We start from the raw sequence: 16,196 nt of genomic DNA, 5'->3' as shown, positions 1-16,196 counted from the left end.
CTACAATCTATTAAGCTTTTTTAATATGGACACTCAACAACATCAAAGCCCAAACACAAAGCGATTCAAGCAGCATCCCGCCGTTGTATTTAGTGAATTGGATGATCAAATAACACTCTTCCAAAGTAAAACTTGCGATTACCTCGTTCTAAATGAAACTGGTTCTGCCATATGGCAAGCTCTGCACTCAACACAAACCCTGAATCAAATATGCGATCTACTATGCGCTGAATTTAATGTTGAACGATCAATTTGCATACAAGAAACAACTTACTGGCTGGAGCAAGCTATAAATAAAAATATTATAGTAATAGTTGCGGAATAAACCAATCTCAAAATATAAACTGATTGCGTAATTTCAATAACCACACCTCACCCCCAAGCTGATTAGAACCAAGCATTTTAAAACCTAGTCTTGCAAAATAACGTCTCATAAATCCCTCCTGCAACCCCGGATTAATATTTTCTGACATCAGAGTAGAAGCCCTATGATCACGCAATTCAACGGAATCAATAAAACCCTGCAGAAATATTTTATACAGTTGATTCGCTAAACGGCTTGATCTAGCTTGCGGCAACACATACATACGCTGAAAATAAGCATGGCTTCCTAAATTAAGGTGAGATTCTAATTCCCTAAAAACAACAAATACCACTCCAATAATGGATCCTTCTTGATCTCGAGCAATAGCGCCTGGCTGCCTTCGTAACACCTTTTGCTTGCTTAAGAGTGGCTCTATTTCACTCAAATCGCCATGCGATCTAAAACTCTTTAGTTCAGCCTGATAAGAAGCCTGATTAAGGTTCCAAAAATCAATTAGTTCAGCGGCAAGGGCCTTATCAAGGCTACCAAAAACATATTCAACACTAAATTCACACATCATCTTCTACTCCTTCATAAGCAAAGCGTTTCATTACATCAGCCATTTCAGCTGCTAGTTGTTGGCGCTGGGGAATACTCAGCTGCTCAGCACCCTCACCACTTCTGCCAGATCGAAAGAAGCGGTTGCACCCCTCTGGCTTCTCAGCAAAACCACCAACTTTCTCTTCTAGTTGTTTTAATTTATCAATCGAGGTATTATCAAGGGCTTGATTTACTAAACCATGATCATCAGGCAAGCAAAGAAACCTAGCTAATTTAGCAAAAGTTGTTAAACCATTTCCCAGCATATCCTCATATCTAATTATTAATACTGGCAACTGCTGTTGATCCGCCCAGGAGCACACATGTTGATCCCAGCGGCCCATATGCTGACGCACCTGATGCCCCCCAATCCGTTCAGATGGCACTAGAGCTGCTGAGGGATCGAGCATAAATTGAACGCAACGCTCTAGCGGCCAAGAAAAAAAATGACTCAGTGATACAGCCACATCTTCTGGATGCCGCATGATATAAACAGCGCCCAGGCAACCTGCTGTACTTACAACAGGGCGGTTGCGAGAATCGGGAGATTTAAAAGCATCATGAACTTTATGAAACCTTTCACCTTCGGCAAATAACCATGCTGTTTGCCCGGCACTGCCTCTCAATGGATCCAATTCGCTAAAACTTAGATCACAGCTATTCACGCCTAACTGATCATCAAGCCATAAGCGTGATGAAGCAATGGCGCCAGTTTCAATATCCTTATTTAAATCAAGCTCTGCCTCATGCTCCTCGCCAGCTAGCCTCAATAATTCAGTAATAAAAACACGGCACCACGTATTACCTGATTTGGGATAGGAAGCCAAATACCAATAACCATGCTTTTGTTCAAGCATCACTTTCACCCTTATTAAATTCCTGAAAAGAAGCTGGATCCAACAAATCCACCATTGCGCATGCATTTTTCATAGCACTGATACCATCGGGAACACGTAATGTGTAGATAGGAACTGAACGGGCCAATGCCGATGCCTGCATAAATAATTGCTGCTCACACTCCATGCCGCGTACAACCCTGGCATGAAATGCATTATTTCGTAGCACGAGCAAAGCGTGCTGCTGGCTAAATGCCTGAGAACTTTTTATTGATGATGCCAAAACATCTGCCTCGCTTTTGCTCTGTTGCCGCTCACGCATCAATTGATAGATACAACGCAATGGAGCAGCTGATTCAAGGCAGTTCAATTGATTTCCTAACAATGCATAGCGTTTCAGCCCTCGCCGCACTAAAGGCAATTGCTGCCAATCCAAATCAAGGGCAAGTGCAGCATCATGCCAAAGTTTTAATTGTTGAACACCCGGCCAAATTTTCATATTTTTATCCACAACTACAATTTCACTACTAATAAGTTGCCAGCCGTGCTGCTGTAAACACCAGCTCAAAGTTGATTTTCCTATGGCTGGGCGCCCCAAGAGCAATACAGCTTCACCATTACGTTCTAAGGCCGTGCCGTGCAGCACCAGGCAAGCTCGCTGAATCGCCAATGCGCCAAGGCCACTTGTTACCAAGAAAGTGCGCAAATCACGATTACTAACACTGTCATCCCAGCGTTGATATTCAAGCGATTCACCAGCTGCCGCACGAAACCAACCAATGCTCTCTAAAGCTAAACGCCATTCATTAGCTGCAAGCTGCAAGCATTGTGTGCTGTGGGGACTAACTTCTATGGAAGGCCAGTTTTCATAGTTTCCACTAACTACAGATATACTGTTTTGCTCCTTAGCGATTAACAACTTTTCGCTTAATTCGGGCAGCGGAATATCACTTGCCAGATTAAACCCAAATGATTGACATTGGAAGTTTAAAGTGCTCAAGCTTAAATACTCCTGGCTTGGGGGTTACTCAGATTTTTTCGTAAGCGCCAGGAATCCCTTTGGCTCTTGAAATTTATTACGAGCTCACTGATATAAGCAAGCCCCAAAAGGAAAAATGCAAAGCCAAATATTGGCTCCAGTTTCCAACCCTGGAAAAATAAAATTCCACCAATTAAAGGCAGGCCCAATAAACGAGCAAATAAATATATAAACTGCAAAACTGTTGCAAATATAATTGCAGCTGTTCTTTCTTTGCGGCAACCAATTAAAAAGCGTATCTGCATAGCAGCCGCTAACGCGGCTGGCAGCGAAAACATTAGAAGAATGATTCCGGTTAAACTAGCAAAATTCACGGTTCCAGAAAGATTCATAATAGAATAGAAATACTTTTCTCAAGCATAGCCTAAAATGATCGCAACTTCGCAAATAGCAAAGAAGCATATTCTAATCACTGGAGCTAGTTCTGGCATTGGCCTAGAAGCTGCGCTTCAATTGCAGCGCGCAGGCCATCACCTAACAATGCCCTGCCGAAATAGCGAAACAGCAGCAAAATTAAATCAACGTATCGGTGGTAGCGCAGAAATGGTTCAAACGCCCATCTGCGATCTGGCTGATTTAACTAGCGTTGCAAGTTGTGCTAAAGAGCTATTAATTACGGGGAACCCAATAGATACCTTAGTGCTTAATGCCGGCCTGCAATACAGCGGCAGCAAGCAGCCGCAATGGTCTAAGCAAGGATTTGAACTCACAATTGCAGTAAATCACTTAGCCCATCAAGCACTCCTAGAGCAACTATTGCCCTTACTACAATTAAGCAAAAGCCCGCGTTTAATAATTACTGCTTCTGAAGTTCATGATCCCCAAAGCCCAGGCGGCAAAGTTGGCGCTCCCGCTGGCCTTGCAGATCTCCATGGTTTACAACAAGGGGCCGGCGCACTAATGCTTGATGGCGGCAATATCTTCAACGCAGAAAAAGCCTATAAAGATAGTAAACTCTGCAACTTATTAATGGCTCAATATATTGCACACAATCATTCAACAAATTCAACCCCAATAACAGTAATAGCATGGAGCCCGGGCCTAGTAATCCCACGCAGTAATGAAGGTTTTTTTCGCTATAGCCGTAAACAAAATCCCATTGGTCAAACCATATTTGCATTTATTGCCCGCGATCTATTGCGCATTTGTGAAACAACAGAAGGCGCTGGAAAACTGCTAGCAAATCTAGCCACCGAGAAGCAATTGGAAACTACTAAATTTCAATATTGGTGTAATCGTGTGATTGGGCTAGGTAAATTAGAATTCAAACAAACAGATCCAAGCCCAGAGGCTAGTTGCCTTAAACTTGCTGAAAAACTTTGGCAGCTAAGTGCAAAGCAGATCAATGCCTCCATCGCATAAAGCAACTTAATCAAACATATCGATATCCGTTGCTTTTATCTCCTCCCAAAATGATTGAAAGCCATACCAACCAGCAAGTTCATTGCCGATTTGCTGGCTTGTATAACTTGCCCATTCATCTCTTATTAATTTTGGCGTTCCAGCAGCTTCTGCTAATAGCTGCGCTTGGCAGCAACGCTCCATGGCAATAAACCAAAAAGCAGCTGAATCTATTGTTTCACCAACCGTAAATAAACCGTGGTTTTGATGAATCGCAGCTTTTCCAGCTAAGAAATTATCTGCAAAGCAATTTGCAGATTCTGCTTCAAGCACCACCCTGCCGCCATCAACTGAAATCAATTGATGCTGCTTATAAAAACTGCATGCATCTTGGGTAATTGGATCAAGCTGCTTACCAAGGCTTGAGAATGCCTTGCCATAGGGTGAATGGGCATGGGCTGCTGCTATCACTTCTGGCCTTCTTTGATGGATCGCTGAATGCAATACAAATGCAGCACGATTAACAGGCAATTCACCAATCACAACATCGCCGCTATGATTTACTAATAACAAATCACTAATACGCACTTTCTTAAAAGACATCGCAAATGGGTTTACCCAAAAATGATCTGTATATTCCGGATCCCGAGCCGTGATATGACCAGCCACACCCTCACCAAAACCCAGAGCACCAAATATCCTTAGTGCACCCACTAAGCGCTGCTTACGATGTTGCCTTTCCTGTTTTAGATCAGAAAAAACTGGTGGTGCAAATTTCTTCAGTTGCTTTGGGGTGAGCGGAACCCCATCAATTTCATACATACCAACAAACAGTAGCAACCAGAAATAAACCTATCACGCACAAAGCTTGAACCAACTGCTCAAATGAAATTGTTTTTATAACAAAAAATGGTAAATTAATATTCAATACTGGCCTCTCAGACCAGCTATGAAATGCATCGAGAACAAATAAAATAACCATAACAAGGCATACAATATATGAATAGAGGTAGAGCCGATCTAAATAAGTTAAGTATGGAAAACTTGGCAGATCACTGCGGTAAGCATCATGTAAAAACACAAGCGTTAGCAGTGACGCCGATGGAATACTTATGCGGGCTTCAAAATATCTGCTTCCCAATGATGGTGCCATAATTACAATTGCCATAACCACTAGCAATGGAAGTACCCAACGGAAAAAGCTAGCCCATGCCGATGTTGATAGCGTTATGGCAGCCACAAGCCATGAATAAGAAACGCCAGGCCACTGTTTAATTCGTGATTGCAGCTTTGAATCAACTAATGCATAGCCAATTGGCAGCTCCAGATTTTCAACTAAAACTTTACTGCCAATTAACTCTTTAGCCTCGGGATCAAATACCAGGGCAACTTTCTGGCGCGAATAAGCCAAGCTACAAGTAGGCGCAACAATAACCTCTAATTTCAGCCTGCCAAATGGATTACGGCGGTGCTGCTGATGGTCCACCATCGCAAACTTACCGGTGAATTCATAGCCAATTTTAGAATCAGCGCTATTGGAGTATGGCAAAATACTTAAATGTTGATTTACATCTAGGCTATTTTCAAAAGTAAAGCATTTATTTTCTGGCCCATAATTAGCTATTTTATTAGCAATTTGCTTGGGTAAATTCATAGAAATGAATCCATCTGCCATAAAACTTTGTTCGGCGATTGAAACTTGATAAATTCTTTCCAATTCCATATGCATCCCAACCGGAATCAGACCAGCTTGTTTTGCCTGCGCCACCGTTTGCGCCGGTTGGATCGTGGTATTTCTCTCATCAGGTGCCCCTTGATGGGCAGCGAATGCCCCATGGGCAATAGCGCTGCTCATCACCAAAATAAGGCCAAACAACAAACACAAAAGCCTGCGTTTCTGTTTGCTTAAAGAGGCTGAAGGAATTGCCATAAACCTAAAACCCACACCCAACGCTGCAACCAACCACGGGTTTAAGCGCCAGAATGATTAAAACATCATCCCACCGCTGCCCAATGGAATCAAACGGGATCACCCTTGCCCAGCTCCTACCACTGCTGGCAGTGCTCTTCAGCATCAGCCTTGTGGTTTTTGGCAACACCGGCGGCTTTTACAACACCGATTCCTACGACGGCAACGGCACCGCCCACTAGGGCTGGGGTTTTAGCTGTTCCGCCTCTGGACATTCGTCTTGTTCGGCCACCATCAAGTCTTCGGAAGCAGCGCTGCGGCTGAAGAAAGCGAGTCGGGTGCTCACCGCACCGATTGAATCGATCCGCACGATTTCCTCCCAACTGTGCAGTTCGTCTTCCTCCTCAGCGTCGTAACGCAAAGTGACGCAATCACCTTCGATCTCAAGGATTCGAGCCTGTTCGATCCAGCGTTGCTGGTCCCGCAGAAACACCCAAACCGGGCGCTGTTCTGCGCTGAACTGATAGAGCTTTCGTTGCAACATTGGCCAAGGCGCTCCCGCGCGCTGGCTGCATCCTAGGGAGGTAACGCCACTATTCCGCAGCGATGACAACAACATCACCAGCCTTAACCACAGAAGCGATCCGCCTGCAACTGCGCAGTTGGCCTGAAGTGGAAACCTACCTGCAACGCTGCAAAGGCGTAATCGTGCCCCTAGGTTCCACCGAACAGCACGGTCCCACTGGTGCCATCGGCACCGATGCCCTCACCGCAGAAGCTGTTGCCCTTGAGGTTGGTTGCCGCACTGGTGTGCTCGTAACCCCAGCCCAGGCCTTTGGCATGGCCGAACATCACCTCGCTTTTCCAGGCACCATCAGCCTGCAACCCAGCACCCTCATGGCCGTGATGCGGGATGTGGTGCTCTCCTTAGCCGGCCATGGTTTTGAAAGAATTTTTGTGATCAATGGCCATGGCGGCAATATCGCCACCAGCCGCGCTGCCTTTGCTGAGGCCTATGGGGAGGCGCGCAAACGTGGTTTACCAGCTGCAGCTCAACTGCAATGCCGGCTTGCCAATTGGTTTATGGCAGGCCCCGTAATGCGGGAAGCAAGGGAGCTCTATGGCGATCGGGAAGGTCACCACGCCACGCCAAGCGAAATTGCCCTCACCCTCTACCTCGAACCCAGCCTGGAGCAACTGCAACGGCCCCTGCCGGAAGCCGCCCCCGCCGGGCCGATCCATGGCCCCGATGATTTCCGCCGCCGCCACCCCGATGGCCGCATGGGTTCCGATCCTTTCCTAGCTAAAGCAAGCCATGGTGAACGGCTGCTGGATCTAGCTGCCACCGCCCTCTGTAAAGATCTAGAAGAATTCCTAAACCCATGAGCCGCATCAGCGCCAACGACGTTCGCAAGGTTGCCCAGCTGGCACGCTTGGATTTACCTGAGCACACCATTGAAACCTTCACTCCACAGCTGGAGGAAATCATTGATTTTGTTGCTCAGCTAGAGGAAATAGACACCACTGATGTGGCCCCCACCACCCGGGCGGTGGAAGTTGTGAATGTGTGCAGAGAAGATATAGTTACCAATACTGATGTACGCGAGGAATTACTAGATCTAGCGCCAGAAAGGGAGGGTGATTTCTTTAGGGTTCCAAAAATAATGGCCGATTAAGGCCTAGGGCCTACTGATGTTTTGTGAAGCAGTGATATCAATTTTCTTTTATTACTAAAACCAGGCATTAAAGCTGCAAGCCAACGCAATTTAGAGCGGTTGCGGCTGTGGCTTCTAATACCCAAAAGTATGTCGTATAAAAAGTTACCGAAATCTTCAAAAGTTTCAAATATGCCAATCCTTTGGGGTGAACCACGCTTATCTAGCAGCGGTTTTGTTGCCCCATAGGCCTTTTGATATAAAAACCAAGGGATCGATGGCCACAGGTGATGAACCAGGTGATAATTTTGCCCCATAATTAATATATTCATCGTTTTGCCTGGGTAAACCCTGGCGTTGTGCCAGCGATTTCTTGAGCGGAATGGTCGGTGGGGTAGATAATCAAAAAACAAACCAAGTGTTACACCAACCATCAAAGCTGGAGCAAACCAACAATTAAAAATAAATTGCAAAAAGCCGCCGCGGGCTGCAGCAACAACTATCAAAACAAAAATCGTGCGTGCTAGGGCCCATTCAAATAATTCATATCTACGCCATAAACGCCTCTGAAAAAAGAAGTATTCGTGGTAAAAAAACCTTGGTGCTATCAACCAAAGTGGGCCAAATGTTGAAACAATATGGTCGGGATCATGCTTTGGATCATTTACATGGGCGTGGTGTTGTAGGTGCACCCTTGTAAATACCGGGAAGCTAAATCCCAGTAGCAAGGCCGCGCCATGGCCCATGAAGGCATTGATAAAGCGGTTTGGATGGGCGGCGTTATGGCAGGCGTCGTGAATAACAGTGCCCTCTAGGTGCAGGGCAAGAAAACCGGTTAAAACCAACACAGCCAGCGGCCAGTGGCCCATAAACCAACCCCAAATAGTGAGGGCCGCCAGCAGGTAGCCACCGATGAACAATCCAACGGTGGGATTCCATGCAGGTGGTAAACCCACCAAATCGCGGGGCACCGATCGCAGTGCTGCGGAGTCGCCCATCTCAGCGAGCCAGAAAATTGATTTTAACCGTTTTCCTTAGCCATTAGCTGGGGCAGCAATGTGTGGGTGGGCTGGCGGCGACCGGGCCGACCACAGCTCAAATCCAATAGGGCCATCACCGTTTCTGGTGGAAAGGTATTTGCCACCCAGCGGGCCTCCAACTCATAAAGCCTTTGTTCCGGGGGATAGGCCGAGAGAATATGCAGCTTTTCTGGTGCCGGGGTGGAATCCAACATCTTTTGCTGCAACTGATCCAAGCCCTTTGAAAGCGGCGCCGACTGGCGGCAGATCTGCATCACATGAACGGCTTCATGGGCAAGGGTGTTCCAGTGGATTTCAGCCTGGGCCGGCATTGTGTTTTTACACATCAACACCTGGCCGATGCGGTGGTCGTAGAGGCCCTCCAGCCCCTTCGGGCAGCGGCTGGAGTGCACCACCTTCACCCCATGCAAGGCCAAGCGAAATTCCAGCTGCTGCAAATGCTCCCAACTGGCTGGCACGGGTGCGGCAAACCCGCTGCCCATTTGGTGAAACCTGATCGGCTTTGCCAAGCCTTCGCCAAGGGCCATCAAGGCCACCAATAAAGCCAGCAGTGCCCGCGCCGCCAAGGCAGTACCCCATAGATACCAACAATGGACTGCTGGGTCTACTGCTGCGACTAGCTACATATTTATTTTAGATTTATGCCCACCGGGGGACTTGAACCCCCACGACCTAAGCCACTGGTACCTAAAACCAGCGCGTCTACCGATTCCGCCAGGTGGGCGTATCGGTAACTCTAAACAGCGCTTGAATATCAAAAGCCTTAACCAACCCCTTGCTGGCCAATTTGCTTGGTGCGCTGGCCCTCATTGCTGGCCTTTTGTTGCTGTTTCTTCCCCTGCTGAGCAGCGATCTCACGCGCCCCCGCGACAGCTTTTGGGCAGCCCTGCTGCTCTTGCTTGGCCTTGTGCTCATCACCAGCGCCGAGCGCCTGCGGGGGGCGCCAATGCTGGCCGTGCTGTGCGGCGGCTTACTGATCGGCCGCCTCGGCAGCGAAGTGGCAACCAACCGCTGGCAGCAACTAAGCCCTGAACAAAAAGATCAGCTGGCTGATCCTGTGCATCGGCGTGAAAAGTTTGAAACCCTTAGGCGCAGCGTTGCTGGGCTGTTCAGCCAACGCCAACAAAAGCCAGTAGTTAGCAAAAAATGGGTGCGCGTAGATAATCAGCAGCTCAATGCCAGCGCAGAGTTGAAGGCCAGCGAAATCTCCTACAAAGACAGCCTCAACCTGCTGGAGACGCCTTTCTCCATGCGGGCTAATGCCAAAAGCCGCGAACCTGAATTGCAGGCCTTCTGGCAAGAACTTGGCCTATACGAACAACTGAGCCGCCATAACCCCGGAGCGCAATTCACCCTCCACGACGGCCCCCCTTACGCCAATGGCGCCCTGCATGTGGGCCATGCCTTAAACAAAACCCTTAAAGACATCATCAATAAATATCAATTGATGCAAGGCAAGCGGGCACGCTTTGTGCCCGGCTGGGATTGCCATGGCCTGCCGATCGAATTAAAAGTGCTCCAAGGCATCAGCCAATCGGAGCGCCAGGGCCTTAGCCCCCTTGATCTACGCCGCCGCGCCCATGCCTTTGCCCTTGAACAGGTGGAGTTGCAAAAGCAAGGCTTTCGCCGTTGGGGTATTTGGGCGGATTGGGATAGCCCCTACCTAACCCTGCAAAAAAACTACGAAGCAGCCCAAATCGATGTTTTTGGCCAGATGGTGCTGGCTGGTTTTATCTATCGCGGCCTCAAGCCCGTGCATTGGAGCCCCAGCTCCCGCACGGCCCTGGCAGAAGCCGAATTGGAATACCCCGACGGCCACATCTCCCCCAGTGTTTATGTGGCCTTCCCCGTGGCGGAGCCCAGCGCAGCTCTACAAGCAAGCCTCACAGCCGCTGGCCTTGGCCTTGAAAATCTGCAAGTGGCAATTTGGACCACCACCCCCTGGACATTGCCCGCCAACTTAGCCATTGCAGTTAACGGTTCCCTCAACTACTCCCTCTGCGCCGATGGCCAGGGTCGCAACCTGATTGTGGCAGCGGAACTAGTTGATGGTTTATGTGAAAAACTAGCTTTAAATCTTGAGTGTTTATTAACAGTTAAAGGTAGTGATCTAGAGGGCACTAGTTATCGCCATCCCCTTTTTAATCGGCTCAGCCCAATGGTAATTGGTGGCGACTACATCACCACTGAAACCGGCACCGGCCTTGTGCACACTGCTCCGGGCCATGGTGTGGATGATTTCAATACAGCAAAAAGCTACAACCTGCCTGTTTTATGCGTTGTAGATGAAAGCGGCAACCTCACAGCAGAAGCGGGCCCTTTCGCTGGCCTCAACGTATTAAAAGACGCAAACTCAACCATAATCAGCGCCCTTAAAGAAGCCCATGCCCTATTAGCAGAAGAGGCCTATCAACACCGTTATCCCTATGATTGGCGCACTCAAAAACCCACCATATTCCGCGCTACTGAACAGTGGTTTGCTTCCTTAGATGGTTTCCGTAGCCAAGCATTAGATGCCATAGATGCCGTGGAATGGGTACCCAGCAGCGGCCGCAATCGAATTGAAGGCATGGTGAAAGATCGTGGCGATTGGTGCATCAGCCGCCAACGCACTTGGGGTGTGCCAATTCCTGTTTTTTATCACCGCAGCAGCGGCGAAGTTTTATTAAATAGCAACACCCTCAACCACATTCAAGCCCTGATCGCTGAACACGGCTCCAACGTGTGGTGGGAGCGGGAAGAAGCAGATCTTCTGCCCAAAAGCTACGCCGATGAGGCGAGCCAATGGCGCAAGGGAACCGACACCATGGACGTGTGGTTTGATTCCGGCTCCTCATGGGCTGGGGTGCTAAACGCAAATCCAGAGCTGAACTATCCCGCTGATCTCTACCTCGAAGGCACCGATCAACATCGCGGCTGGTTTCAAAGCAGTTTGCTCACCTCCGTAGCGGTGAGCGGCAAGGCCCCCTACCGCAAGGTGCTCACCCATGGCTTTGTGTTGGATGAAAAGGGTCGTAAAATGAGCAAATCCTTGGGCAATGTAGTTGATCCAGCTGTAATTATTGAAGGTGGTAAAAATGAAAAACAAGACCCCCCCTATGGGGCAGATGTACTGAGGCTGTGGGTTAGTTCAGTTGATTACTCCGCCGACGTACCCCTCGGCTCAGGAATCCTTAAGCAGCTGGGCGATGTAAATCGAAAAGTTCGCAATACCGCCAGATATCTACTTGGTAATCTTCATGATTTTGAGCCGGGTAGAGATGCAATTAGCCACGAAGACCTGCCATTATTAGATCAATGGATGCTGCATCGCACCGCCATGGTTATCGATGAGATTACAAACTATTTTGATAACTATGAATTCTATCGCTTCTTTCAGGCATTACAGAATTTTTGCGTAGTTGATCTTTCTAATTTCTATCTCGATATCGCTAAAGATCGCTTGTATGTGAGCGCTGCCAGCTGCCACCGGCGCCGCAGCTGCCAAACCGTGTTAGCCCATATTGTTGAACGCTTAGCTGGCATAATCGCGCCGGTTTTATGTCATATGGCAGAAGATATCTGGCAAAATCTCCCCTATGCAGTAGCTGAAAAATCCGTATTCCAAAGGGGTTGGCCAAAGGTGCCAGCTGAATGGAAAGGCCCCCGGCAATTGGGCCTTAATTTAATGCTAACTGAACTTATCGAAGTGCGTTCTCAAACCAATCGTTTACTTGAAAGTTGCCGCAACAAAGAAGTTGGTATTGGTTCATCCCTAGAAGCCCAGGTGCAGCTTGAACTCGGCCAAGGCGAACGGGCAGATGCCATCGCCAATGCCCTTAAAAATCTTGCTAGTAGCCCATATCCAGCGGTGGATAATTTGGCTGATTGGCTATTAGTTAGTGAATTAACAATTGGGGGCAACAACATTGGCGAGCAAAACCCAAGCATGATCCTGGCTGAATTCAGCAGTGATCAATTCAGCCTGCGTATCGCCCGCGCCGCTGGTGAAAAATGCGAACGCTGCTGGCATTACTGCACCGATATTGGCGAGCATCCCAAACACCCCAGCATCTGCTCCAGATGCGTTGAGGTTTTGGAAACTTGAACTATTTAGATGCTGCCATTAGGCAAGATCCATGGATTAATCAAAGAAAGATCGATCCTTTCAAAATCCGAGGTGTTACGCGTGGCAAGAGTGGCATCTAGGGCCAAAGCCGTAGCAGCGATAACTGCATCAGCCGTGGCCATGGGCCTGCCAATGCGATGGCGCTGTTCCAAAAGTGCTCCATACCAATGGGCCGCAGCACGATCAAAAGGGAATACACGGCCTGCAAAAATCTTTAAAACCAGTTGTTCCCATCTCTCTTGCAGGGAATCACGACGCTTTCCTGCCGGCAGGAGGGCCAAGCCATGGAGAATCTCGGCCTCATTCATGGCCGTAATTGCTACGTCATCAAGATTTAATTGATCAGCCCAGGCCAAAACCACCGAATCAGGCTCGCGGCGCATCAACTCAGAAAGCACATTGGTATCAAGTAAAACCACTGCTACTCGCGCAAATCTGGCGATTCAGGGCTGTAGATACGTTGCGGTAACTCCAGCTCCAAGCCGCCTAAATCGGCGAAATGGTTTTTTATGCGGCTGCCTAATCCATGGCTTGAAACAGAAGGCTCGATGGCATTGCTGAGGATTACGCGAACTTCTTCCTCCATCGAACGGCCATGGCGGGCTGCCTGCTGACGCAGCCGAGATTTAATCGTTTCATCGAGATTACGAACGGTAAGTGAAGCCATCGGCCAAAAAGTTGCAATGCAATCAATGCAATCAATGCTAGCCCTGTGCTGGGGCTTTACATTTCTAAAACCCGCCCGCCAAACGCCCTTGGCGCGGTAGCCGCACCAGTAGCCATTGGATTAAGCCCACCGCGTAGGCGGCAAGCCCCAGGTAGCCCAGAAAACCAGACACTGCCGGTGTCCATTGGCCGCCAAAGAAAAAGCCCAACACCACTGCCAGCAACCCCTGGAAATGGCTCGGTGCTTCAAGCCATGGGGCGCACAGGGCGCCTTGGCCCCAGGCGCAAGCCAATGAAGCGCCAGTTAATACCAAGCCCAAAACACACAACAGCGATAGCGCCCAGCGCCACAGCCGCATGGTGAAAGGCAAAGGCCGAAAGGGGGGTAGATCCGCCAGCTCCTCATTTAGATCCACCCAAAACCACAACGACACCAAAATCAATAGCTGCGACGCAAAAGCAGTTATGAATGCCAATGGCCGGCCAGCTGCCATAAGCAGCACCGTTATGCCTAGAAGGCTGCCCACTTTCCAATACAAATTCAGCAAGCGCACAAGGGCCGGCTCCTGCTTAATCGCTGCCCACACCAGTAATACCAGTGGTAACCCAAAGGCAAACAGCAGCTCCAAGCGGTAAATCATCCACACCAAGCTGCGGAGCAGGGGAAGCGCCATGCAAAACATTGAGCTGAGGCCATTATCCGCACCGTGATCCGCAATCAATTCACAACCGGCATTAAGGTCGAAAAACCACTTATCCATCCATGCTGCAACTGTTTAAAGGCAGCAAAACCAGTCCGCTGGTGCGCACTGCCCTTTCCCAGCAACCTTCCCTTGAGCAGGCCGTAGCCGAACTAACACAACAACTGGCCGGCATAGGCCAAATGGATCTCGCCCTGGTGTTTGCTAGCAGCAGCTATGCCAGCGACCTACCGCGCCTGCTGCCGCTGCTGCAAAAACAACTGCGTTGCAGCCATTGGCTAGGCGCTTGCGGCGGCGGCGTGATCGGTACTAACGCAGCGGCTGCACCCCAAGAAATTGAGAATGGCCCCGCCATCAGCCTCACCCTGATGCGCTTACCCGGGGCGCAGTTGAGCCCTTTTCAAATCAACCTCAACCAACTGCCCGATCTCGATGGCCCCCGGGAACCATGGATGGAAGCCGTTGGGGCTGATCCAGAGGCCGGTGGGGCAATGTTGATATGGATTGATCCAGCCAGCAGTGGCATCAACGATCTAATCAGTGGCCTTGATTACGGCTATCCAGCCATGGCAAAACTGGGTGGATTAGCTGGTCAACACAGTGCAAACCACGGCGGTTTGTTTTTTGCTGATCAGGTTTGTTCAGGGGCAGTGGGCTGTGTAATCAGCGGCGCCTACAGCCTTGATCCAGTGGTAGCTCAAGGTTGCCGCCCCATTGGCCCCGTATTTGAAGTAGCCCAAGCCCAACGCAATGTGCTGCTCGAACTGCGCCAAGGGGATGCCCTTCAAAATCCCTTGGCGGCCCTGCAAGGCTTGATTGGTGAGCTGCCCAGCAGCGATCGAGAGCTGCTGCGCAATGCCCTATTCGTTGGTTTAGGCAAGGAAAATTTTGCAATGCCTAACCCTTCCGCACCGCAAGTTTCGCCTTTTTTAGTGCGCAATTTGATGGGCATGGATCCGCGCCTTGGGGCAATTGCCGTGGCTGATCGCTTGCGGATCGGCCAGCAACTGCAATTTCAGGTGCGCGATGGCAATAGCTCCCGCCAAGAATTAAAAGATCTACTTCTCCTTCAACAACAACGGGCCGAACAACCCCTAGCCGCACTGCTTTTTGCTTGCCTCGGCCGCGGCCAGGGCCTTTATGGAGAAGCAAATGTAGATGTGGGACTATGCCGTGAACTTTTTCCAGATATCCCTGTGGCTGGTTTGTTTTGCAATGGTGAAATCGGCCCGGTTGCCGGCAGCACCCAAATGCATGGCTACACAGCTAGCTGGGCATTTTTAGTAGCCAGCCCTAAGCCAACTGAAACTTAATTAATCCCTCCCATAAATCACATCATTCTGTTTTGCGTCAACACGTAAATCCGCTCAGCAGCTTCTATCAGGTGGAACGCGATCTGCTTTCCATAGCTGAGCTTTTTGAAAATCCAAACCTACCTCTTCATCTTGATATCGGCTGCGCCAGGGGTCGTTTTTTATTAGCGCTTGCACCCCAAAGGCCCCATCGCAATCACCTTGGCTTAGAGATTAGGAGGCCCCTAGTTGATTTAGCTGATGCCGATCAAAAAAGGCTTGAAATTAATAATCTACGTTTTCTATTTTGCAATGCAAATATCAGCCTTGAAAATTGGCTTACTAAATTACCAGCAAACCTATTAACACTAGTAACAATCCAATATCCCGACCCATGGTTTAAAAAACGCCACCACAAACGCCGAATGGTGCAGCCGGAATTAATTGCTTCATTAGCCGCTGCCATGGCCCCTGATGGCCAATTATTTCTGCAGAGTGATGTGCCCCAGGTGATCCAATTGATGCTGGAAGCAGTAGCTAATAGTGGTGCCTTTTATCCCTTAGATGGCGGCACTTGGCTGGAAACAAATCCCTTTTGCCTCGCCACTGAACGGGAGGCCCAGGTGCTCGATAAAAAACTTCCCGTTTATCGCAGGCTGTTTAGCAGAAGCTCTGCCTCCATAATCCAACCGTTGTAAGTAGCAA

The 16,196-nt window shown here is 49.0% G+C and carries 19 protein-coding genes and 1 tRNA gene; 8 read left to right on the top strand and 12 right to left on the bottom strand.

What is annotated here, in order from left to right; translation table 11 throughout:
* Positions 1–325, top strand: a 325-nt coding sequence (locus KBY68_RS09785) for a PqqD family protein (RefSeq protein ID WP_315855661.1), incomplete at its 5' end; no start/stop codon positions are given.
* Positions 326–332: 7 nt separating this feature from the next.
* Here KBY68_RS09785 and KBY68_RS09780 read toward each other — a convergent pair.
* Genes KBY68_RS09780 through KBY68_RS09770 form a run of 3 tightly spaced genes read right to left on the bottom strand, consistent with a single transcriptional unit; the run spans position 333 to position 2,563 of the window.
* Positions 333–881 (bottom strand): GNAT family N-acetyltransferase, encoded by a 549-nt coding sequence (locus tag KBY68_RS09780; protein ID WP_255096989.1) that lies wholly within the window; start codon positions 879–881, stop codon positions 333–335.
* Positions 874–1,761, bottom strand: a complete 888-nt coding sequence (locus KBY68_RS09775; protein WP_255096988.1) for a sulfotransferase domain-containing protein — start codon at positions 1,759–1,761, stop codon at positions 874–876. Before KBY68_RS09775 ends, KBY68_RS09780 begins: the two co-directional genes overlap by 8 nt.
* Positions 1,754–2,563, bottom strand: a complete 810-nt coding sequence (locus tag KBY68_RS09770; RefSeq protein ID WP_255096987.1) for a hypothetical protein — start codon at positions 2,561–2,563, stop codon at positions 1,754–1,756. Before KBY68_RS09770 ends, KBY68_RS09775 begins: the two co-directional genes overlap by 8 nt.
* A 585-nt stretch (positions 2,564–3,148) precedes the next feature.
* Here KBY68_RS09770 and KBY68_RS09765 point away from each other — a divergent pair.
* Positions 3,149–4,141 (top strand): SDR family NAD(P)-dependent oxidoreductase, encoded by a 993-nt coding sequence (locus tag KBY68_RS09765; protein WP_255096986.1) that lies wholly within the window; start codon positions 3,149–3,151, stop codon positions 4,139–4,141.
* A gap of 6 nt (positions 4,142–4,147) precedes the next feature.
* On the opposite strand, the gene KBY68_RS09760 is transcribed toward KBY68_RS09765, so the two are convergent.
* Together KBY68_RS09760 and KBY68_RS09755 are read right to left on the bottom strand one after the other, a co-directional pair.
* Entirely contained in the window at positions 4,148–4,960 is an 813-nt protein-coding gene (locus KBY68_RS09760; protein WP_255096985.1) for a class II aldolase/adducin family protein, read from the bottom strand.
* Positions 4,935–5,888, bottom strand: a complete 954-nt coding sequence (locus KBY68_RS09755) for a hypothetical protein (RefSeq protein WP_255096984.1) — start codon at positions 5,886–5,888, stop codon at positions 4,935–4,937. Before KBY68_RS09755 ends, KBY68_RS09760 begins: the two co-directional genes overlap by 26 nt.
* Before the next feature lie 245 nt (positions 5,889–6,133).
* On the opposite strand from KBY68_RS09755, the gene KBY68_RS09750 reads away from it, so the two are divergent.
* Positions 6,134–6,271 carry a DUF8629 family protein gene (locus tag KBY68_RS09750; RefSeq protein ID WP_255096983.1) on the top strand — a complete coding sequence of 46 codons (138 nt, stop codon included), beginning with the start codon at positions 6,134–6,136 and terminating at the stop codon, positions 6,269–6,271.
* On the opposite strand, the gene KBY68_RS09745 is transcribed toward KBY68_RS09750, so the two are convergent.
* On the bottom strand, positions 6,268–6,573 hold the full coding sequence (locus tag KBY68_RS09745; protein ID WP_106501043.1) for a DUF6679 family protein: 306 nt from the start codon (positions 6,571–6,573) through the stop codon (positions 6,268–6,270). The genes KBY68_RS09750 and KBY68_RS09745 overlap by 4 nt on opposite strands.
* A 62-nt stretch (positions 6,574–6,635) precedes the next feature.
* On the opposite strand from KBY68_RS09745, the gene KBY68_RS09740 reads away from it, so the two are divergent.
* Both KBY68_RS09740 and gatC read left to right on the top strand, forming a co-directional pair.
* Entirely contained in the window at positions 6,636–7,415 is a 780-nt protein-coding gene (locus KBY68_RS09740; RefSeq protein ID WP_255096981.1) for a creatininase family protein, read from the top strand.
* A complete protein-coding gene (gene gatC / locus KBY68_RS09735) occupies positions 7,412–7,705 on the top strand; it encodes an Asp-tRNA(Asn)/Glu-tRNA(Gln) amidotransferase subunit GatC (protein WP_255096980.1) in 294 nt (97 codons plus the stop codon). Before KBY68_RS09740 ends, gatC begins: the two co-directional genes overlap by 4 nt.
* Here gatC and crtR read toward each other — a convergent pair.
* The 3 genes from crtR to KBY68_RS09720 all read right to left on the bottom strand — a co-directional run bounded on the left by crtR (position 7,702) and on the right by KBY68_RS09720 (position 9,448).
* Positions 7,702–8,682, bottom strand: a complete 981-nt coding sequence (gene crtR / locus KBY68_RS09730; RefSeq protein ID WP_255096979.1) for a beta-carotene hydroxylase — start codon at positions 8,680–8,682, stop codon at positions 7,702–7,704. The two genes, gatC and crtR, sit on opposite strands and share 4 nt — an antisense overlap.
* A gap of 23 nt (positions 8,683–8,705) precedes the next feature.
* Complete coding sequence (locus tag KBY68_RS09725) at positions 8,706–9,290, bottom strand: hypothetical protein (protein WP_106500431.1); 585 nt, start codon at positions 9,288–9,290, stop codon at positions 8,706–8,708.
* Between the two features lie 76 nt (positions 9,291–9,366).
* Positions 9,367–9,448, bottom strand: a tRNA-Leu gene (locus tag KBY68_RS09720).
* Between the two features lie 51 nt (positions 9,449–9,499).
* On the opposite strand from KBY68_RS09720, the gene ileS reads away from it, so the two are divergent.
* Positions 9,500–12,811 carry an isoleucine--tRNA ligase gene (ileS, locus tag KBY68_RS09715; protein ID WP_255096978.1) on the top strand — a complete coding sequence of 1,104 codons (3,312 nt, stop codon included), beginning with the start codon at positions 9,500–9,502 and terminating at the stop codon, positions 12,809–12,811.
* Between the two features lie 5 nt (positions 12,812–12,816).
* Here the strand turns inward: ileS and KBY68_RS09710 are convergent, their stop codons facing one another.
* The 3 genes from KBY68_RS09710 to KBY68_RS09700 all read right to left on the bottom strand — a co-directional run bounded on the left by KBY68_RS09710 (position 12,817) and on the right by KBY68_RS09700 (position 14,172).
* On the bottom strand, positions 12,817–13,251 hold the full coding sequence (locus KBY68_RS09710) for a type II toxin-antitoxin system VapC family toxin (protein WP_255096977.1): 435 nt from the start codon (positions 13,249–13,251) through the stop codon (positions 12,817–12,819).
* A gap of 2 nt (positions 13,252–13,253) precedes the next feature.
* Positions 13,254–13,499, bottom strand: a complete 246-nt coding sequence (locus tag KBY68_RS09705) for a FitA-like ribbon-helix-helix domain-containing protein (RefSeq protein WP_255096976.1) — start codon at positions 13,497–13,499, stop codon at positions 13,254–13,256.
* A gap of 64 nt (positions 13,500–13,563) precedes the next feature.
* Positions 13,564–14,172 carry a DUF3177 family protein gene (locus KBY68_RS09700; RefSeq protein WP_255096991.1) on the bottom strand — a complete coding sequence of 203 codons (609 nt, stop codon included), beginning with the start codon at positions 14,170–14,172 and terminating at the stop codon, positions 13,564–13,566.
* 89 nt (positions 14,173–14,261) lie between these two features.
* Here KBY68_RS09700 and KBY68_RS09695 point away from each other — a divergent pair, with 89 nt between their 5' ends.
* Positions 14,262–15,512 (top strand): FIST signal transduction protein, encoded by a 1,251-nt coding sequence (locus tag KBY68_RS09695; protein ID WP_106500435.1) that lies wholly within the window; start codon positions 14,262–14,264, stop codon positions 15,510–15,512.
* A gap of 32 nt (positions 15,513–15,544) precedes the next feature.
* Positions 15,545–16,189 carry a tRNA (guanosine(46)-N7)-methyltransferase TrmB gene (gene trmB, locus KBY68_RS09690; RefSeq protein WP_255096975.1) on the top strand — a complete coding sequence of 215 codons (645 nt, stop codon included), beginning with the start codon at positions 15,545–15,547 and terminating at the stop codon, positions 16,187–16,189.
* Positions 16,190–16,196 lie beyond the last annotated feature (7 nt).

It is taken from the genome of Synechococcus lacustris Maggiore-St4-Slac (assembly GCF_024345595.1).
In the GTDB taxonomy this organism is placed as follows: domain Bacteria; phylum Cyanobacteriota; class Cyanobacteriia; order PCC-6307; family Cyanobiaceae; genus Synechococcus_D; species Synechococcus_D lacustris.
This window is presented reverse-complemented; position numbering and strand designations above follow the sequence as displayed.